Annotated in this window: 18 protein-coding genes; 17 read left to right on the top strand and 1 reads right to left on the bottom strand. The window is 46.7% G+C overall.

Annotated features, from left to right (window positions below; translation table 11 throughout):
• Positions 1 to 14 precede the first annotated feature (14 nt).
• The 4 genes from ACRTGH_RS11020 (at position 15) to ACRTGH_RS11005 (ending at position 4,506) form a co-directional block, all read left to right on the top strand.
• Positions 15 to 803 carry an ABC transporter ATP-binding protein gene (locus ACRTGH_RS11020; protein ID WP_368845988.1) on the top strand — a complete coding sequence of 263 codons (789 nt, stop codon included), beginning with the start codon at positions 15 to 17 and terminating at the stop codon, positions 801 to 803.
• Complete coding sequence (locus ACRTGH_RS11015) at positions 793 to 1,773, top strand: ABC transporter ATP-binding protein (protein ID WP_368845989.1); 981 nt, start codon at positions 793 to 795, stop codon at positions 1,771 to 1,773. The genes ACRTGH_RS11020 and ACRTGH_RS11015 overlap by 11 nt, the downstream gene beginning before the upstream one ends.
• Before the next feature lie 139 nt (positions 1,774 to 1,912).
• Positions 1,913 to 3,241 carry an MATE family efflux transporter gene (locus ACRTGH_RS11010; RefSeq protein ID WP_368845990.1) on the top strand — a complete coding sequence of 443 codons (1,329 nt, stop codon included), beginning with the start codon at positions 1,913 to 1,915 and terminating at the stop codon, positions 3,239 to 3,241.
• Positions 3,242 to 3,654: 413 nt separating this feature from the next.
• The gene (locus ACRTGH_RS11005) at positions 3,655 to 4,506 is read left to right on the top strand and encodes a pyridoxamine kinase (protein WP_368845991.1); all 852 of its coding nucleotides are present in this window, start codon (positions 3,655 to 3,657) and stop codon (positions 4,504 to 4,506) included.
• A gap of 231 nt (positions 4,507 to 4,737) precedes the next feature.
• Here ACRTGH_RS11005 and ACRTGH_RS11000 read toward each other — a convergent pair whose 3' ends face one another.
• Positions 4,738 to 5,505 (bottom strand): DUF4931 domain-containing protein, encoded by a 768-nt coding sequence (locus ACRTGH_RS11000; protein WP_368845992.1) that lies wholly within the window; start codon positions 5,503 to 5,505, stop codon positions 4,738 to 4,740.
• A gap of 238 nt (positions 5,506 to 5,743) precedes the next feature.
• On the opposite strand from ACRTGH_RS11000, the gene ACRTGH_RS10995 reads away from it, so the two are divergent.
• The 13 genes from ACRTGH_RS10995 to pssA all read left to right on the top strand — a co-directional run bounded on the left by ACRTGH_RS10995 (position 5,744) and on the right by pssA (position 18,425).
• Complete coding sequence (locus ACRTGH_RS10995; RefSeq protein ID WP_368845993.1) at positions 5,744 to 7,411, top strand: putative polysaccharide biosynthesis protein; 1,668 nt, start codon at positions 5,744 to 5,746, stop codon at positions 7,409 to 7,411.
• Positions 7,408 to 8,280 carry a diacylglycerol/lipid kinase family protein gene (locus ACRTGH_RS10990; protein WP_368845994.1) on the top strand — a complete coding sequence of 291 codons (873 nt, stop codon included), beginning with the start codon at positions 7,408 to 7,410 and terminating at the stop codon, positions 8,278 to 8,280. Before ACRTGH_RS10995 ends, ACRTGH_RS10990 begins: the two co-directional genes overlap by 4 nt.
• Before the next feature lie 199 nt (positions 8,281 to 8,479).
• Positions 8,480 to 8,932 (top strand): ribosome maturation factor RimP, encoded by a 453-nt coding sequence (locus ACRTGH_RS10985; protein ID WP_368845995.1) that lies wholly within the window; start codon positions 8,480 to 8,482, stop codon positions 8,930 to 8,932.
• Positions 8,933 to 9,000: 68 nt separating this feature from the next.
• Entirely contained in the window at positions 9,001 to 10,092 is a 1,092-nt protein-coding gene (gene nusA, locus ACRTGH_RS10980; RefSeq protein WP_438474888.1) for a transcription termination factor NusA, read from the top strand.
• A gap of 1 nt (position 10,093) precedes the next feature.
• Positions 10,094 to 10,390 carry an RNase P modulator RnpM gene (gene rnpM, locus ACRTGH_RS10975; protein WP_368845997.1) on the top strand — a complete coding sequence of 99 codons (297 nt, stop codon included), beginning with the start codon at positions 10,094 to 10,096 and terminating at the stop codon, positions 10,388 to 10,390.
• A 13-nt stretch (positions 10,391 to 10,403) separates the two neighbouring features.
• Positions 10,404 to 12,908: a translation initiation factor IF-2 gene (infB, locus tag ACRTGH_RS10970; protein ID WP_368845998.1), complete on the top strand. Its 2,505-nt coding sequence runs from the start codon at positions 10,404 to 10,406 to the stop codon at positions 12,906 to 12,908.
• A 6-nt stretch (positions 12,909 to 12,914) separates the two neighbouring features.
• Complete coding sequence (gene rbfA / locus ACRTGH_RS10965) at positions 12,915 to 13,280, top strand: 30S ribosome-binding factor RbfA (RefSeq protein ID WP_368845999.1); 366 nt, start codon at positions 12,915 to 12,917, stop codon at positions 13,278 to 13,280.
• A gap of 11 nt (positions 13,281 to 13,291) precedes the next feature.
• Positions 13,292 to 14,248: a DHH family phosphoesterase gene (locus tag ACRTGH_RS10960; protein ID WP_368846000.1), complete on the top strand. Its 957-nt coding sequence runs from the start codon at positions 13,292 to 13,294 to the stop codon at positions 14,246 to 14,248.
• The gene (truB, locus tag ACRTGH_RS10955; RefSeq protein WP_368846001.1) at positions 14,248 to 15,129 is read left to right on the top strand and encodes a tRNA pseudouridine(55) synthase TruB; all 882 of its coding nucleotides are present in this window, start codon (positions 14,248 to 14,250) and stop codon (positions 15,127 to 15,129) included. The genes ACRTGH_RS10960 and truB overlap by 1 nt, the downstream gene beginning before the upstream one ends.
• Positions 15,130 to 15,160: 31 nt before the next feature.
• Positions 15,161 to 16,084, top strand: a complete 924-nt coding sequence (locus ACRTGH_RS10950; protein ID WP_368846002.1) for a bifunctional riboflavin kinase/FAD synthetase — start codon at positions 15,161 to 15,163, stop codon at positions 16,082 to 16,084.
• A gap of 16 nt (positions 16,085 to 16,100) precedes the next feature.
• Entirely contained in the window at positions 16,101 to 16,856 is a 756-nt protein-coding gene (locus ACRTGH_RS10945; RefSeq protein ID WP_368846003.1) for a WecB/TagA/CpsF family glycosyltransferase, read from the top strand.
• 229 nt (positions 16,857 to 17,085) lie between these two features.
• Positions 17,086 to 17,721, top strand: a complete 636-nt coding sequence (locus tag ACRTGH_RS10940; protein ID WP_368846004.1) for a phosphatidylserine decarboxylase family protein — start codon at positions 17,086 to 17,088, stop codon at positions 17,719 to 17,721.
• Positions 17,722 to 17,723: 2 nt separating this feature from the next.
• Positions 17,724 to 18,425 (top strand): CDP-diacylglycerol--serine O-phosphatidyltransferase, encoded by a 702-nt coding sequence (gene pssA / locus ACRTGH_RS10935; RefSeq protein ID WP_368846005.1) that lies wholly within the window; start codon positions 17,724 to 17,726, stop codon positions 18,423 to 18,425.
• Position 18,426: the final 1 nt, after the last annotated feature.

Raw genomic sequence — 18,426 nt, 5'->3', positions numbered from 1 at the left:
AAAGGAAGAACGATATGCTTCTTGAGGTCAAAAACCTCCATATCCAATATGCCGGCACCGAGATGGTGCATGGCATAAGTTTTTCCCTCGATTCCGGCGAAGTATTGTCACTTGTGGGAGAGAGCGGCAGCGGCAAGACCAGCGTCATACGCGCAGTCTTGGGCTGCCTCCCCCACGAGGGGCACGTGAATGAAGGCGAGATCATTTTTTCCGGCATGAATATGCTGGAAAATACGCCGAAGATGTGGCGTGACATCAGTGGGCGCAACATCTCGATGATCTTCCAGGACAGCGGCAGTATGATGAACCCCATCCGCACGATCGGCAGTCAGTTTGTCGAGTACATCCTTGAGCACAGCTCAATGGGTCCGGAGAAAGCAAAAAAAGAGGCGAAGGAAATGCTGGAAAAGATGCAGCTTCCAAATCCTGATACCATCATGGACAGCTTTCCTTTTGAGCTTTCCGGTGGCATGCGTCAGCGTGTCGGCGTCGCTATGGCAATGTTCTTCCGTCCGCAGCTGCTTTTGGCGGACGAGCCGACTTCGGCGCTCGACGTCACGACGCAGGCGCAGGTGGTCAAAGAACTGATGAAAATCTGCCGCGAGGACGGTACAGCCATCATCCTCGTCACGCATAACCTCGGTGTTGCTACTTACATGTCGGACAAAATCATGGTCATGCAGAACGGGCATGTCGTGGAAGAGGGAACTTCCCAGGCAATCATTGAAAATCCGCAGGCGAACTATACGAAGGAACTCCTGCATTCTGTGCCGCAGATTGGAGGTATGTCGTATGCCGGCTGAAAACAAAGAAGTCCTGCGCATCGAGCATATCACGAAGCGTTTCCCCACAGCCGACGGCCGCTCACTTACAGCCTGCGACGATGTGAGTTTCTCCCTCTACAAGGGGGAGACTCTCGGCATCGTAGGAGAAAGCGGCTGCGGCAAGAGCACGCTGGTAAAAACGCTCATGCAGCTTCACAAACCGACGGAGGGAAAGATTTTCTTTCAGGATAAAGAAATTACATCTCTAACGGGAGAAGAGGCGCGGCAAAATCGCCGCAATATCCAGATGGTCTTTCAAGATCCCGGCACGGCGTTCAATCCCAAAATGAAGATCAAGGACATCCTTGCCGAACCCTTGCGCAATTTCGGACTTTTGAAGACGAGTGCAGCGGAAAAGGCGAAAGAGCTCTTGAACCTCGTCGAGCTTCCCTCCGAATTTGCTGAGCGTTATCCCGGCAATATGAGCGGCGGGCAAAGGCAGCGCGTCGGCATCGCACGCGCATTGGCGCTTGAGCCGGAAATCCTCGTCTGCGATGAGGCGACGAGTGCGCTCGACGTCTCCGTACAGGAAAAGGTCGTCGAACTTCTGGCAAAACTGCAGAAGGAGAAGGGCATCTCCATCCTCTTCATCTGCCATGACCTGGCGCTCGTCGCGCTGCTCACGCACCGCGTCGTCGTCATGTATCTAGGCAATGTCGTCGAAATCCTGCGCGCAAAGGATCTGCCCAAGGCGAAGCATCCCTATACGCAGGCCTTGATGAAGTCGGTCTTTCCGCTGCAGCCCAAGGGCAAGGCGGACGTTCAGCTTCTTCGCGGCGAGATTCCAAGTCCGCTCGATGTGCCCAAGGGCTGTCCTTTTCAGAATCGCTGTGACAAGTGCATGCCGGTCTGCAAGGAAAAGAAGCCTGCTCGCATGGAACTTTCCGAGGGACATATCGTAGCATGTCACCTTTTTGCAAAAGATCAAGAAGAGACAAAGGGCGCCTGAAACGAATCGTGCAGTTGACGATGATATTCTTAAAAAGAAAAAGATTTTTATTATCGTCTTGTTGCAAGGAAGGCTTTGTTGTATAATTGGCAACGGTAATTATGTGACGAGCTGGAAACAAAGGGGCTTGGGACGATTTATGACATTGACCTCTCACGATCGCAAGTATCTCGCAATCGCTATGCCTGCCGCCATGGAAGGCGTATTCATGAATCTCTTGGGCATGGCGGATCTCGTCATGGTCGGCGCCTTGGGCACGCTGTCCATTGCGGCAATCGGTGTCTTCGAGCAGCCGCGTATGGTGCTTCTGACCGTTGCGCGTTCCTTTGCCTCCGTAGTCGTGCTCTTGGTGGCACGTCATGTCGGGGCGGGAAGGCGGCAAGAAGCGGGGGAGACTCTTCTGCATTCGGTATTCATCACGATGCCGGTTCTTGCTGTCATGCACCTTGCAGCCTTTCTCTTCGTAGACGATGTGCTTCTCCTCATGGGAGCAAAAGAGGAGTATTTCGCTCTTGCACACAGCTATGCAGCGATTGCTGTTGCGGCAGTATTCTTTCTGTCCATGGCGACACTTCTGCAGGCCGTGCTCATCGGCTTCGGCAATACAGCGCTCGTACTTGCCGTCAATGTGACGAGCAACGTCCTCAATGTCATAGGCAATGCGTTCCTGATTTTCGGCCTCGGGCCGTTTCCGGCGCTTGGGGTCGAAGGCGCGGCGATTGCCACACTCTTAGGCTCGATGTTTGCTTTCCTTGCGACGCTTGTCGCACTTTTCCGCTTGGGAATTTTTCGTGGGATGCAGAAGATTTTTCCCAGCGTGCCGTTCTTGCGGGAATTCGGCAGTCTCTTTGCCGGGATTTTTGGTGAGATGGGCTGCGAGCGCGTCGGCATGGTTCTCTATTCGCGCATGGCTGTGGAACTTGGCACGATTCCCTTTGCCGTGCACAGTATCTGCATGAACTTCTGCGACCTTTACTATGGCTTCGCTCAAGGCATGGGCAAGGCGAGCATGGTGCTTGCCGGCCAGTCGTGCGGCGCACGCCGCGTACACGGTTGGCGCGCTTACCTACGTGCAGGTGTCCGGTGGGGAACTGTATTCTCTTTGCTGGCAGCCGTATTGACGGCAGTTTTCTCAAGTTCCATCATCGGTTTCTACGATCGCAATCCTGCGGTCATCACCATGGGAACGCCCATTATGCTCTTCGTTGCGGCAGTGAGCTTCCCAGAAGCTTTCGCACTGATTTTTGCCGGAGTCCTGCGCGGCAGCGGCAAGACAGGGCAGGTGGCGATGTGCTACTTTGTCAGCGTGACCTTTTTACGCCCGATCTTCACGGCATTCCTGCTCTACGGAATGGGTCTTGGCATCTTGGGAGCATGGATTGCGCTCGTCTTTGACCAATGCTTACGCGCGGCGTCATCTGGGTTTTTGGTGCGGCGTTTACGAGTAGCAAAACTGATGGAAGGATAGAGAGCAACAATATATCCTATAGAATATAGGATATATTGTTGCAGGAAGGATAAAATTGGATATAATCCCCCTTAAGTAGATAAGGAAATAACTGAAATCTACTGAAGGGGGATTTTCTATGGTCAAACGTGAGCGTCGTGCAAAAAATATATCGATGAAAGTGAAATGTGGCGCTTAGAGAAACTCTTATACACGTCCAATTATTCATGATGCTTGACGTATAGGAATTTTCGGTTTATGCTCTGGTAAGAGGAAATAATTAGTAGTAGAATGATATCTGTTGTGCATGCATGTCGCCGAAAAGCCATAGAAATGCGTTGGTTTCTATGGGTAACCTGCGTAGCTTGACGACCGATGAGGTGCCTGGCTCAAAGTATCATGCTTTTACAGGCGGAAAAGGAGACGCAAATCGAATGGAAAGACAAAAAAGAGTGTTAGCGATTCATGACATTTCCGGTGTGGGTAAATGCTCACTGACAGTAGCTTTGCCGATTGTTTCAGCGGCGGGGGTTGAATGTTCGGTATTGCCTACGGCAGTATTATCGACCCATACGGGGGGGTTCACAGGGTTTACTTACCGTGACTTGACAGAAGATATCTCTCCGATTATTACACACTGGCAGTCTCTGCATTTAAAATTTGATGGAATTTATACGGGGTTTCTTGGTTCCTTTGAGCAAATCCAGTTGGTGGGTGATGCGTTTTCTGCTTTGGCGGATAAGGACACGCTTCTTGTGGTCGATCCTGTTATGGCAGATGGCGGCAAACTGTACACGATTTTTGATGACACATTCCCCCCTGCGATGAAAGGTCTTTGCAGCAAGGCGGATGTGATTTTACCTAATATGACGGAAGCGGCATTTATGCTCGGTGAGGAATATCAGGAAGGCCCGTATACACACGACTATGTGGAAGGGCTTCTGCACCGCCTAGTCAAGGAAATTCCTGTTCAGGGCATTGTATTGACGGGGGTTTATTTTGATGAAAAGGAATTGGGGGCGGCAGTCTATGATGTGGGCAAGGGAAATATTCATTATGTTCTAGGGCGGAATATCCCCGGCAGTTATCATGGCACAGGGGATGTTTTTGGCAGTGCTTTCGTCGGTGCGGCAGTGAGCGGCAAGGATATGGTGTCTGCGGCGCGTATTGCTGTGGATTATACAGTGGAATGCATCGCATGGACAAAGGAAGCCGGAACGGATATCCGTTATGGGGTGAATTTTGAACGTTATCTTGGCGATTATAGCCGAAAGTTAGGATTGTAAATTCCATGTACAAACCTCTACGTTGTGGATATTGTGCGTTGCTCTTAGGGGAAAGCGCTCAATCGGTATGCTCTTTTCGGACTTGACCGCGAGGGGTTTCATGGTAATAGGTGCATTTTCTGTATTATGCTTTAAGAAAATGCACTGCACAATTAAAAATATGCGATGAAAAACCGTGTTGCTCGCATATGCTCAGATACAACACGGTTTTTCTATACTTGGTTTGGTGTGCTATTTTTTATTGAAATACAGTTTTTGTACATCGTTTTTCATTTCTTCTAAATTGTTGGGACGAAAACGGATGTTGTAACCAATGAAAAGCGGGGATGTTGCGAAACGCGGCATGATCTTGGCACGTAGAGCATGGTTGTCCTGATAAAAGAAAATGTTGTAACTGTTGCACCGTTTGTTGAAGTGATGCATAAGATAATCGACGGCAATCTGGATGTCATCTGCCACGATGTCCAGGGACGCATTGCTCTTGGTCACAACATTAAATTCACCGAAACCGATACGTGGACAAGTCGATATGTTGAATACAACATTCTTTTCTTCGTGGATGGTCAGTCCTTCGAATTCCACGGGGTCGAAGGTTAAATGTGCATCAAGTGAATGGAAACCGACAATCTGCATATGCGGATGGCGCAGTGTGCCTCCGGAAAGTGGCCCGAAGTTCTTGAAGAAGAGTACGGTTTCGTAATTGCCTGATGCTTGCATCCGCTGCCAATGATGAATACCAAAACGGATGAGACGGTGCATATGATCGGGGGAATAGTCGGGAATGTCGGAATGGCAGACGTTGTTTTCAATGAGTACGAACTGATCGGCACCCTCAATGACGTTGTATTTGTTTTTGAGCAGAATAATATCGCCGTCTGTATCGATGATGCCGGTGAGGCTTTTGCGGTCACAGAAAGGACAGGCGGCTGATTTATTGATGATATTTTCTGGTTTCTTTTTGCCGAGATTTATATCGAAGCCAATAAGGTTGATTTCCATAAAAGCCGTCCTCTTCCTCTGGTATATTTTTCATAGAAATGGTATAATTCCTACGTCAAGCCTTAGGGTATGGTCATAAAGCCCAAAATCAGCATTTTTCGCATGGAAAAGTTTTGTGAGGACTTATAACACAGTATACATATCTCTATTATATAGGCAACCAAGTTTTTTTGCAAAACTTAGCTAGTTTCGTGTCCGCTGCACACAAAGGAAAGTGTGTATAGGACAGTTATAGGCGGTGTTTCGTATCAGTAAACAGCAATTTACAGGCAAGAGCAAGACGGAAAGTTTTCTGAAAGGGACATTGATTTTGACTGTGGCGAGTTTTGTCGTCAAGGTTATAGGTTCCCTGAATTGGATTTTTGTTTCGCGCATCTTGGGCGGCGAAGGCATTGGTCTATATCAGATGGCTTTTCCGATTTATTTCTTTGCCATGACGATTTCACAGGCTGGCGTGCCTGTTGCCATATCGATTATCACAGCTGAGCGTGTGGCGCTTAAAGATGTTTTTGGGGCGCGGCGTGTTTTTCGCATATCTATGCTCTTGATGGTAGCTACAGGTCTCTTCTTCTCCGTGCTTACGTATTTCGGAGCCCAATGGCTCATTGAATGGCAGTTTATTCGTGACCCAAGAGCATATATGTCTGTTGTGGCACTTGCACCGACAATATTTTTTGTGACCCTGCTCGCAAGTTCACGCGGCTATTTGCAAGGATGGCAGCGCATGACGCCGACAGCCGTTTCACAGATTGTTGAGCAGATTTTTCGTGTAATAACGATGGTTCTCTTTGCGAGCTTGTTTTTACCACTGGGGCTTGATTATGCAGCAGCAGGTGCAAGTCTGGGTGCTTTTGCAGGTGCGATCGGCGGACTTTTCGTACTTGTTTATTATCAATGGAAACTGAATCGTGATATTGAACTTGAATATGGCATGCACCTTGCGCCGCCGCCTGGAGAGAAACCTGTACCCGTTGTAAAGATTATCCGGCGTATTTTTTCGCTTGCCTTGCCTGTATCGGCGGCGAGCATCATGCTGCCAATCGTTTCGAATCTTGATCTCCTCATCGTGCCGCAACGGCTTGAGGTTGCGGGATATACGGTACCGCAGGCGACGGAACTCTTTGGTTATCTTACGGGCATGGCTGTGCCGCTCGTAAATCTCGCAACGATTCTTACAGCGTCGCTCGCTGTAAGCATTGTGCCTGCAATTTCTGAAGCTCGCGCGTTGAAGGATACGAAGCGCGTGTTTGGGCAGACGGCGGCTGCTGTACGCATATCAAATTTTGTCTGTTTTCCGGCATTCATTGTTGTTCTTATGCTTGCTACGCCTATTTCTACATTGATTTACAATGCGCCGGGTGCAGGCCCCGCTGTCCTTGTATCTTCGTTTTCTATTGTTCTCCTTGGGCTGCATCAAGTTTCAACGGCAGTTTTGCAGGGATTGGGACATCCAACGATTCCGATGATCAATATGATATTGGCGGCGATTGTCAAAGTTGTTTTGAATTGGGTTCTGACAGCCATTCCTTGGCTCGGCATCATGGGGGCAGCATGGGCAACGGCGGCGGATATGGGGGTTGCGGCGATTATCAATCTCTACTTTATATGGCGCTATATCGGCTACCGCATGGAGCTTCCTCAACTTTTGAAAACAATCTTTGCTGCAGCTGTAATGGCAGGAGCAATCAAGCTTTTCTATGATTTCGTGATGGGGACTGTTTCGGTCAATGTGATTGCAACGATGGGAGCTGTCTTTATTGGTGTTGCTGTCTATCTCACCGTACTCCTTTTGATTGGGGGGTTATTGGAAGAGGATCTGGCGCGCGTCCCGTTCGTCGGTTCTCTGAGCATTCGTTTTTTGCGTCGTATAGGTCTCTTTCGCACAGAGCAGGAGGCAGGTAGATGAAGAGGTTGATGCTGGTTTATAATCCTGTTTCAGGGAATGCATCTTTCAAACAAAGACTTGATGAGATGGTTTGGAAGTTTCAGGAACGGGGTTGTATGCTTTACCTGTATCGAACGGCCAAGGAACTTCAAACCTTGCCTCTCTATATACGTGAGTCTGGGGCTGAAGGTGTTATTGCGGCTGGAGGAGATGGGACGGTTCACGAGATTGTAAATATTATCATGAAGGAAGAGCTGAATATACCAATGGGAATCTTCAGCAGCGGCACATCGAACGATTTTGCTACACACCTTGGCCTTGCAGGTAGGCTTGAAAATTATATTGACAACATTTTAACGGGGCGTACTAGATGGATCGATCTTGGACGCATAGGGGAAGAGTATTTTATCAATGTCGCGAGCGCTGGCGTCATGACGAATATTGCGCATGAGGTTGATGTACGGTTGAAAAACGCGCTCGGAAAGATGGCTTATTATCTCAAAGGAATTGGGGAACTGCCAAGGTTTCGCTCTGTGAAGTTCATCATTGAAGCGGATGGCGAGCGTTATGAGGAAGAAGGATTCTTGTTTGTTCTGGTAAATAGCGATGTTGTGGCAGGTTTTAGCAACGTGGCCGCCAAGGCTAAAATCGACGATGGAAAACTTGATTTTTTGCTTGTGAGAAAATGCAGCATTCCTGACCTCATGGCTTTGACCGCAGAAATTGTTTCAGGAAGAGGGATTTCGGAAAAAAATGTACTTTATTTACAGGCAAAACACTTCCGTATCTCTGCTGATACGCTGCTGCAAAGTGATGTTGACGGCGAATTGGGAACTTTTTTGCCTCTGACTGTGGAGACAGTACCAAGGGCGATTGAGGTTTTTGTCTGATGCGCCCTGTTGTAAGGTATAAGATTTTTGTATTTACATTTCTTCTAGGAAATGATATAATACCCTAAGTCAATTTAAGTCGATTGTTCTGAAGAGTGGGCGTCAGCCCACTCTTTACTCTTATGCACAAGAGGCCATTTAACAACTATCTTAAATGGATTCTTGTCCGGAAATTCCCTGATCAAGGAGGAGGACTTTTGTGGCAAAGCACATAGAACAAACGGTAGAAGAACTTGTGCAAGATATTTTGCAAGGGTCGGATATGGAAGTTGTGGATGTTGAGTATGTCAGGGAACATGCGTGGTATCTGCGCGTTTATCTCGATAAAAAAAATGGCATTGAAATTGAAGACTGTCAAAAGGTTAGCGAGAAACTGGAAAAAATTCTTGATGAAAAAGATTTGATTAAAGAAGCTTATATCTTGGAAGTTTCTTCTCCGGGACTGGACAGGGTGCTGCGGAAGGAACGTGATTTTGAACGTGAAATGGAAAAGGTTGTTGATGTGACTTTGTATGCTCCGATCGAGGGGAAGAAAAGCATCACGGGAACATTAACGGGTTATGATCGGGCAGAAAAATCTATTATGCTTGATGAAAAGTTGAAATTGTCCTTAAAAAATATAGCGCAAGTGCGGCTGCACCTAGATTTTTAACCATGGGAGGAAGAACGTTGGCTAGTAGGAAAGAGAAGGAAAAAAAGAACGATAATGACCGTAACTTTTTGGAGGCGGTACATGAGCTGGGGAAGGAAAAGGGAATTGATTCTGAGGTGCTTTTTGACGCAATAGAAGCGGCACTCATTTCTGCTTACAAACGGAATTTCAATGCGGCTCAGAATGTTCGTGTCGTTCTTGATCGTCAAACCGGAAAATATCATGTCTACGCTATTAAAACGGTCGTGGAAGAGGTTCTGGATAATATCGAGGAAATTTCCTTGGGGGAAGCAAGGGCCATAAAAAAAGAATACGAGCTGGATGATATCATTGAAATTGAAGTGACTCCGGCAAATTTTGGACGCATCGCCGCACAGACTGCCAAGCAAGTGGTTGTGCAACGTATCCGTGAAGCAGAACGCGGTATAGTCTATGAAGAGTTTTCTAACAGGGAAGGCGATGTTGTTACAGGCATCATACAGCGGATTGAGGCAAGAAATATTTTTATCGACCTTGGCAAAACAGAAGCCGTCCTAACTCCGACGGAACAAATCCCGGGAGAGGAATATCATCATAACGATCGCCTAAAGGCGTATATTATCGAGGTTTGCAAAACTGTGAAAGGACCTCAGGTGCTTGTCTCAAGGACACATCCCGGTCTTTTGAAGCGCCTCTTTGAGCTTGAGGTTCCAGAAATTCAAGAAGGCATTGTGGAAATCAAGTCAGTGGCGAGGGAGCCTGGGATGCGTTCCAAAATTGCTGTGTATTCCAAGGATGAAAATGTCGATCCTGTTGGTTCCAGTGTCGGACACAAGGGATTGCGGGTACAGGCGGTTGTAGATGAGCTGCGCAATGAAAAAATTGATATCGTCAAGTGGAATCCTGAGCCGGCAAAATTCATAGCCAACGCCTTGAGCCCTGCTAAAGTTATCTCAGTTGCCATCAACGAGGAAGCGAAAGAGTCACGAGTCGTAGTGCCTGGGTATCAACTTTCTCTTGCTATTGGCAAAGAAGGACAAAATGTTCGCCTGGCAGCTAAGTTGACAGGCTGGAAGATTGATATAAAGAGCGAAACCCAGGCGGCGGAAGAAACTCTTGATGATGGCATGGATGTCATTGAAGTGACGGGTGAGGAAGCTTTTACGGCTGAGGGTGACTGATATGGCTGATTCGAAAAGGAACCCACAGCGTATGTGCATAGGGTGTAGAACAGTATATCCTAAAAAGGATATGCTGCGTGTTGTTCGTAGTCCAAACAATGAGTATTTTGTGGATATAACAGGTAAAAGTCCTGGTCGGGGAGCGTATATTTGTCGTAATAAAGAATGCTTCCATCGTGCAGTGAAAGAACACGGCTTTGAAAAAGCTTTCAAAAATAAGATGGAAACCGCTATATATGAAGCTTTGAGGAAAGAGGTTTTTCCCGAGGCTGCGGAGTCCGTGGAGAGTGAAGTTTGACGGGGGTGGATTGATGTCGAAGTATAGGGTTTATGAACTGGCAAAAGAATTCCATACAGAGAGCAAAGTTGTCCTGAATATCTTGACACGCAATAATTTTCGTGTGGCCAATCACATGAGCAGTGTTGGGGAAGAAGAGCGTGCTGTGTTAGTACGTACTTTTGCGCCCAAAAAAGGAACGGATGTTGGAGAAAAAAGTGTTTCGACGGCTGTAAAAAAGCCCCTTGCGGTGAACTCAGGAAATGAGCAGGGGAATGCAAACCAGAAACGGCAACAGGGTCAGCAGGCAAATGTCAAGAAGGAGCGTGGCTCCCAGAATGGCATACAGCGCGGCAATCGCTCCGCGCAAGGAGGCGCTGCGGGGACGGGGCAGGTGAGCGGGCAACGCCGTTCCGGTACGCCGCAGCAAAAGCGTACACAAACCGGCAGCTCTGGAACAGGAACGAGCAGCGGTTTCTCCCGCAGTAATAATCGATCTTCAGCACAGGGAAACCGTGGTGCAAATGCCAATCAACAAAGCAATCGTGGACGCAGTGACGGTCGTACTGGAAATGCCGGAAATTCCGGCAACTGGAATAACCGTGGCGGTGCCATGAACAATAACCGCAGCAGGGCTGGTAAAAACAATCGCAATCGCAATAATCAACGACAGAAACCACAGGCTCCAAAGGTTGAGATTGCGCATCCAACACATATCAAAGTTGGGGAAAGTATCGCTGTTAAAGATCTTGCCAGCAAGATGAGTTATACGGCGACAGAAGTTATCAAAAAACTTATGCTCATGGGTATTATGGCGACAATCAATCAGGAAATTGACTATGAAACAGCCGCTCTTGTCGCCATTGAGTTTGGTGTTACGTGTGAAGAATTGCCCCCTGAGACGGATCCCACAGAGATTCCAGAGATCGAGGATGATCCCAAGACCCTTGTTGGGCGGCCGCCTGTCGTGACGGTCATGGGGCATGTTGATCATGGAAAAACTTCACTGCTCGACGCAATTCGCAAAACTTCGGTATCGACGCATGAAGCTGGTGGTATCACACAGCATATCGGCGCCTATCAGGTCATGTGCCAAGGCAAAAAGATTGTTTTTCTCGATACGCCTGGACATGAAGCCTTTACTGCCATGCGTGCCCGTGGTGCTCAAGTAACGGATATTGCGATTCTTGTTGTTGCGGCAGATGATGGTGTGATGCCACAGACCGTTGAGGCCATTCATCATGCAAAATCAGCCGGTGTACCGATTATTGTTGCCATCAACAAAATTGATAAGCCTGGCGCTAATCCCGATCATGTGAAGCAAGAACTTGCCGAGCATGAGCTTATTCCCGAGGATTGGGGTGGGGATACTATCATGGTGCCGGTTTCGGCCAAACAGAAAACCGGTTTAAACGATCTTCTTGAGATGGTTCTTCTTGTTGCCGAGGTCAGGGAGCTTACAGCGAATCCGAATCGAGATGCACGTGGCGTTATCATTGAAGCACAACTTGATAAGGGACGTGGTCCTGTTGCCACTGTTCTTGTGCAAAACGGCACGCTGAGAATTGGCGATTCGATTATTGCTGGAACAACCTTTGGCAAGGTTCGTGCCATGATTAATGATCGCGGCGAAAATGTGAAGAAGGCCGGACCGTCCGTCCCTGTCGAAGTTCTTGGACTCTCGGATGTTCCTGAGGCTGGCGACGTACTCGCTGCCTTGGAGGAGAAATTGGCGAGGTCAATTGCCGGGAAGCGCATTGAAAAGAAACGCACAGAATTGATCCGCAGCAAGAAGGTTTCACTGGATGATCTCTTTCAGCAGATACAGGATGGCAATATCAAGGATCTCAATATTGTCATCAAGGCAGATGTTCAGGGTTCTGTAGAGGCATTGGCCAGTTCTTTGCTCTCGCTGAACAAAAACGATGAAGTGCGTGTCAGCATTGTCCATTCAGGTGTTGGTGCAGTCAATGAATCTGATGTTATGCTCGCGTCTGCCTCCAATGCCTTGATTATCGCTTTTAATGTGCGTCCGGATGCTAATGCGCGTCGTGTTGCGGATACGGAAGATATTGATATACGAACGTACCGCGTGATATACGATGCACTCAATGATGTCAAGGATGCTATGTCCGGCATGTTGGCGCCTAAGTACAAGGAAGTTGTGCAGGGCAAGGTGGAAATTCGTCAGGTGATGAAGTTTTCCAAGGCTCTTGTTGCAGGCTCTTATGTATTGGAAGGCAAGATTACAAATTCCTCTAAGATTCGTATTATCCGTGATAATATTGTTGCTTTTGATGGAGAAATCGATTCCTTGCGTCGTTTCAAGGATGATGTCAAAGAAGTTGCGGCTGGTTATGAGTGTGGTATTACCATTAAAGATTATCGGGATTTCCGTGAAGGCGATATCATCGAAGCTTATACAATGGAAGAGATCGAAACATCCATCACGGAAGCCAATAAGGAAGCGGCTGATAAAAGGCGTGAACAAGAACAACAAAAAAAGGATGTATCGGATAGTGATGCTCAAGGGGTGTGAGGGTAATTGGGCCAGCTTCGCATAGAGAAAGTGCAGGAATTGGTGAAACAGGAAATCAGCCAAATTCTCTTATATGAACTGAAAGATCCTCGCATCGGTTTCATCACGGTGACCAAGGTAGAAATGACCGGTGATCTTAGGGAAGCAAAAATCTTTGTAAGTATCATGGGAAATGACGATGCCATTAAGAATACTTTTGAAGGGCTCAAGAGTTCGCTGGGATTCATACGTCGGGAAATAGGCAAGCGCATAAGGCTGCGTTTTACACCAGAGATTTCCTTTGAACCGGATCGCTCTCTGATGTATAGTTCACACATCCAAGAAATTCTTATGCGCTTGAACAATGAGAAGAAATACGAATTGGAAGAGTGAGGAATTAAAGAATGCGGATTCCATTAAAAGAAGCCGGCGATATGCTTCTAGCGGCAAAAAATATTGTTATAACAGCGCATGTCAATCCTGATGGGGATGCTATTGGTTCTTGCCTCGGGATGATGCACTATCTTCGAGGGATCGGAAAAAATGTACGTGTGCTTATCGACGATGATATTCCCAAGAATTTTTCTGTTCTTCCTGGTGTGGAAAATATTGATCGTCCGTCTGAAGTGGGGAGCGAAAAAGAAACGGCGGATGTATTGCTTATATTGGATACCAACATCGAACGCGTGGGGGCAGTAAGGGAAAGTGTTTCTGCCACACAGGTGCTCAATATTGACCATCATGTCACAAATGATCTGTCATGTCAGGCTGTTTACCTTGATTCGGATAGTGCGGCTACAGCGGAGATTATATATCGATTGCTGAAAGAAATGAAGGCCAAGATGACAAAGGAAATAGCTATGGCAGTTTACACAGGTATAGCAACGGACACAGGGTTTTTCCGATTTCCCAATACAACACCTTTTACAATGCGGGCGGCTGCTGAACTCGTGGAGTATGGCGCAGAGCCTGGAATCATCTCTGAAGCGGTAGAAGCGAAACCTTTCGAGCGCATTGTGCAAATGGCAAAGGCTGTTGAAACGACAGAACTTTTTTATGATGGAAAGCTGGCAGGAATCTTCCTCAATCGTGCAGCAGCAGAACAATTCGATTCCACAGAAGGGCTTATTGATGCCCTTCGTGCTGTGGAAGAAAGTGATATCTCTCTTCTCCTCAAATGGAAGTCCGAAGGAGTATTTCGTATCAGTATGCGTTCTAAAAAGACGGATGTCAGCTGTATTGCTGCTGACTTTTCTGGCGGCGGACACGAAAGAGCCGCTGGCTGCACGTTGAAGATGACATTTGAAGAAGCGAAACGTACGATTCTGGAGGCTATTGGCAAGGCACTGGAGAAAAAATAATGGCAGAAGGTTTTCTCAACATCTTGAAACCACCTGGTATGACTTCACATGATGTCGTAGGATATATCCGCAAAATTTTTTGCACGAAACAAGTCGGTCATGCAGGGACTTTAGATCCTGGAGCAGCCGGGGTTTTACCTGTCGCTGTAGGAAAGGCCACGCGACTTGTTGAATACTTGTCCGTTGCCCAGAAATCGTATCGTTTGGAATTGCTTTTTGGTTTTTCGACAGATACAGGGGATGTCGGTGGTGAAGTTTTGGAGCATCTTGCAGAATTCTGCGTCCCAGGGAAAGATGTTATTGAGAAGAAACTCCAAGAATTCGTCGGAGATATTATGCAGCGGCCGCCCGCCTATTCGGCTCTTAAGATTCAGGGGAAAAGAGCGTATGCATTGGCGCGTGAAAAACATGATGTGAAACTTCCTGCAAGGCGCGTAAAAATTTATGGCTTGCATTTTATTGAACAGTGTGGTTCTCGTGTACTTCTCGATATGATTTGTTCAAAAGGGACCTATGTCCGCAGTTTTTGTCAAGACTTTGGCACAAGTATTGGGATTCCTGCAACAATGGGATTTCTTTTACGCAAAAAGGTTGGCCGGTTTTCGCTGCAAGATTCTTTTACCTTGGAAGAGACGGCAAAAGTTAAAGAAACAGCACTTTTGCCTCTTGACGCGGCAATTGCGCATTTGCCACGTTGTGAAATTGCTTCGCATCGTATCAAACCATTTTGTAATGGTCTTTCTACAGGCAATATAAGACCTTTACCGACAGAAAATATCCTTCGTGTTTATGGTGAAGGAAATTTTATCGGTATTGGGCGCTATGATATGGAGAAACACGAGCTTTATCCAACCAAGATATTTCGAGAGACACGAAATTGAATTGTGTCGTTCATCACAGGGAGATTGATCCATGCTGCGGTTTTCCAAAATTACACGTTTGTCCGATTCCTACGAGAAGATTGTCATCGCTTTGGGAACTTTCGATGGAATCCATATCGGTCATCAAAGCATCCTGAGGAGAGCCCAGGAACTTGCTGGCGATATCAATGGACTCAGTATGGCTTTTACTTTTCAAGAACATCCGCTCTCCATCCTGTTTCCGGGTCGTGCACCAAAAAAAATTCGTGATACGGCCTCGAAAGAAGAAATCATTGAAGCTCTTGGCGTGGATATTCTAATGAATGTATCTTTTAGCCATGATTTTTCTGCAATTTCGCCAGAGGGTTTCCTTAAATTGCTTCAAGAAAATTTTGCGCCCTCCTATATCGTCGTGGGAACAAATTACACGTTTGGTTTTCAGGGAAAAGGGGACATTTCATTTTTAGAAAGTGAAGGAAGGAACTACGGTTTCGTACCGCAGATTGGAAAATCAGTCCAACGTGATGGTAAAATGGTGAGCAGCACTTTGGTTCGTGCCTTGATTGCTGAAGGGGATCTCACTCGTGTAAATGATTATCTGAAATGGCCGCTTTCTTATACGGGGATTGTCGTCTATGGACAACAGCGTGGCCGTACGCTTGGATTTCCTACAGCGAATGTCTCGCTTGATGATTCTTATGCACTTTTACCCAATGGTGTTTATGCTGTGAACGTGCATCTCATGGGCAAGATTTGGCCGGGAGTTGCCAATATTGGTTCAAATCCTACTTTTGGCGGAAAAGAACGACGATTGGAAATTCATTTACTTCATTTTGATGCGGATCTTTACGGCAAGAAAATCAAGACGGAATTTCTTGGGAAATTACGTGGGGAAAGAAAATTTTCTGATGCCAATGAACTTGTGGGACAAATTCATCGTGATATAGAACGGGCAAAAGTTTTTTTTGGTTTTTAAGCTTGGAGGTTTCCGCATGTTGGGAAAAAGGGTCGATATTTTAGGAATTCATGTGGATTCCCTGACTATGAAGGAAGCTGTAAAACGAATTGAAAGTTTCATCGAACAAAAAAAATCTGTGCTTATTGCTACGGCAAATGCTGAAATGATTATGCGGGCAACATACGATTGTGAACTGAGAGATATCCTGAATAATGCTGCTCTCGTTGTACCTGACGGTGCAGGTACCGTTTGGGCGGCGCATCATTTAGGGTACGCGATGCCGGAACGTGTCGCGGGATATGATCTTGCACAGGAACTCATGCGGGAAGCCCCAAGGAAAGGATATCGCTTTTTTTTCTTTGGTTCTGCACCGGGGGTGGCAGAATGTGCGAAGAAGAAAGCAGAAAAGCTTTATCCTGGCATATCTGTTGTAGGGATACGCAACGGGTATTTTTCGGCGGCAGATGAGCCAGAAATATTGCGCGAAATCAAGGAAGCTGCACCAGATGTCCTTCTCGTTGCACTCGGTGTTCCCAAACAAGAAAAATGGCTTGCGACCCATATGGAACAGCTTTCAATTCCTGTTTCTATAGGTGTTGGCGGCACTCTCGATGTCATGGCAGGGGTGATGAAGCGGGCTCCGCGCTGGATGCAAAAGGCGAAGCTTGAGTGGCTTTTCCGGGGGGCTTTGCAGCCAAAACGAGCGGGGAGGCTATTGGCTTTGCCGCGTTTTGTTTTTAAGGTGATGGCCTATAAAAAAAGTAGACAAAGAAAAAACTCTCGACTATAATGAAAGAAGCCTTGATGACATGAGGTTGCCCGATTTGGTATAGATGTTACCGTCAGGTCTAATGATTTTCTGTATATTGACCTTAATGGTAAATGATGAGAAGGTGTGCCAAGGCGGGGAGCTAGACAGATGACTTTTCCTTTAATGAGGTGTTTGATATTAATAATCTGCAGAGATTTTTAACCTGCAGATTATTTGCTTGCCCAAAATATTTGTGGAGGTAATGCCTATGGCGAGGTTTCCTATTGTTCGAGAAGGGTATATTTTCATTATCGCCGCTCTTGTTCTCGGGCTTATCCTTGGGTTGGCGGCACATCCCTATATTGTAGTCCCTTTTGTTGTTTTGGCTGCTTATTTTGCATATTTTTTCCGCAATCCTCATAGAAATATACCCTCTGATCCACTTGCCATTGTTTCTCCGGCTGATGGCACGGTGCAGGAAGTTGTTTCCCTGCCAGACGATGATTTTTTGAAGCAGCCATGCAAAAAAGTTGTTATTTTTCTTTCGGTATTTGATGTTCATGTAAATCGCAGTCCAATCGAAGGTGAAATCAAGATACAAAAGTATGTCTGTGGTCGTTTTAAGCCGGCCTACAAAGACTCTGTCGGATTTGAAAATGAACGTCATATGATCGGGATTGAAAATGAACGCTTGCGTGTAACAGTTACACAAATTGCAGGAATTCTTGCACGTCGAATCGTTTCATGGGTTACACTGGATGATATGTTGGAAAAGGGAGAACTCTATGGATTGATTCGCTTTGGTTCATGCACGGAACTTGTCGTGCCTGCTGAAGTAGAGATTTTAGTGCAAAAAGGTGACAAAGTCACCGGAGGCGAGACAATAATTGGGAGGTTGAAATAGGCATGTACAAGAGCTTGATTCCTAATATGTTGACTTCTGCCAACCTTGTACTCGGCATTTGTTCTATTCTCTGCACCTATAGTCAAGATTATACGCTAGGATCCTTGTTTATTCTCCTTGCTCTTGTAGCAGATGGCCTCGATGGACGAGCTGCGCGCTTTTTTGGTGTCAGCAGTGAAATTGGCAAGGAGATGGATTCCCTTTGTGACCTTGTTTCCTTTGGTATTGCCCCGGCTTTTTTAGCATATGTTTACTGTCTTAAAGACTATGGTTATTTTGGTTGGGCTGTTGCCATAATCTTTGCTCTTTGCGGCGCTTGGCGTTTGGCTCGTTTTAATGTAAATGTTTCTGTGGTGCATGGTTTTTTTATGGGGCTCGCGATTCCTGCGGGAGGATGCCTTGTGGCAACTGCGATATGGTTTTTTCGCTCCGTTGGTTTGGAAACAACTGCTCTTGCACCTGCATTTCCGTTCGCGATGCTTATTGTGGCTTACCTAATGGTCAGTCAGGTGCACTATCCGGATTTCAAAGGGAAGGGAGAAAAGATTTTCTTTCTGTCAAAGATTTTTGCTGTGGTATTGTTTGCGAGTATCCTCTTTCTCGGACGCGAAGCGCTTTTGAGTGCACTGTTGTTCGCTCTTTTCAGCACATACTCTGTCTTTGGGCTTTTCAATTTCTGCTTATCGTTCCTGCTTAGGAAATAAT

The sequence above is a fragment of the Selenomonas oralis genome (assembly GCF_051603425.1).
GTDB classification, from domain to species: Bacteria; Bacillota; Negativicutes; order Selenomonadales; family Selenomonadaceae; genus Selenomonas; species Selenomonas sputigena_A.
This window is presented reverse-complemented; position numbering and strand designations above follow the sequence as displayed.

What these genes read in the sequence shown, in the direction of transcription:
- ACRTGH_RS11020 (WP_368845988.1), top strand. Translation starts at nt 15, where the DNA reads ATGCTTCTTGAGGTCAAAAACCTCCATATCCAATATGCCGGCACCGAG.
- ACRTGH_RS11015 (WP_368845989.1), top strand. Translation starts at nt 793, where the DNA reads ATGCCGGCTGAAAACAAAGAAGTCCTGCGCATCGAGCATATCACGAAG.
- ACRTGH_RS11010 (WP_368845990.1), top strand. Translation starts at nt 1,913, where the DNA reads ATGACATTGACCTCTCACGATCGCAAGTATCTCGCAATCGCTATGCCT.
- ACRTGH_RS11005 (WP_368845991.1), top strand. Translation starts at nt 3,655, where the DNA reads ATGGAAAGACAAAAAAGAGTGTTAGCGATTCATGACATTTCCGGTGTG.
- ACRTGH_RS11000 (WP_368845992.1), bottom strand. Translation starts at nt 5,505, where the DNA reads ATGGAAATCAACCTTATTGGCTTCGATATAAATCTCGGCAAAAAGAAA.
- ACRTGH_RS10990 (WP_368845994.1), top strand. Translation starts at nt 7,408, where the DNA reads ATGAAGAGGTTGATGCTGGTTTATAATCCTGTTTCAGGGAATGCATCT.
- rnpM (WP_368845997.1), top strand. Translation starts at nt 10,094, where the DNA reads ATGGCTGATTCGAAAAGGAACCCACAGCGTATGTGCATAGGGTGTAGA.
- infB (WP_368845998.1), top strand. Translation starts at nt 10,404, where the DNA reads ATGTCGAAGTATAGGGTTTATGAACTGGCAAAAGAATTCCATACAGAG.
- ACRTGH_RS10960 (WP_368846000.1), top strand. Translation starts at nt 13,292, where the DNA reads ATGCGGATTCCATTAAAAGAAGCCGGCGATATGCTTCTAGCGGCAAAA.
- truB (WP_368846001.1), top strand. Translation starts at nt 14,248, where the DNA reads ATGGCAGAAGGTTTTCTCAACATCTTGAAACCACCTGGTATGACTTCA.
- ACRTGH_RS10950 (WP_368846002.1), top strand. Translation starts at nt 15,161, where the DNA reads ATGCTGCGGTTTTCCAAAATTACACGTTTGTCCGATTCCTACGAGAAG.
- ACRTGH_RS10945 (WP_368846003.1), top strand. Translation starts at nt 16,101, where the DNA reads ATGTTGGGAAAAAGGGTCGATATTTTAGGAATTCATGTGGATTCCCTG.
- ACRTGH_RS10940 (WP_368846004.1), top strand. Translation starts at nt 17,086, where the DNA reads ATGGCGAGGTTTCCTATTGTTCGAGAAGGGTATATTTTCATTATCGCC.
- pssA (WP_368846005.1), top strand. Translation starts at nt 17,724, where the DNA reads ATGTACAAGAGCTTGATTCCTAATATGTTGACTTCTGCCAACCTTGTA.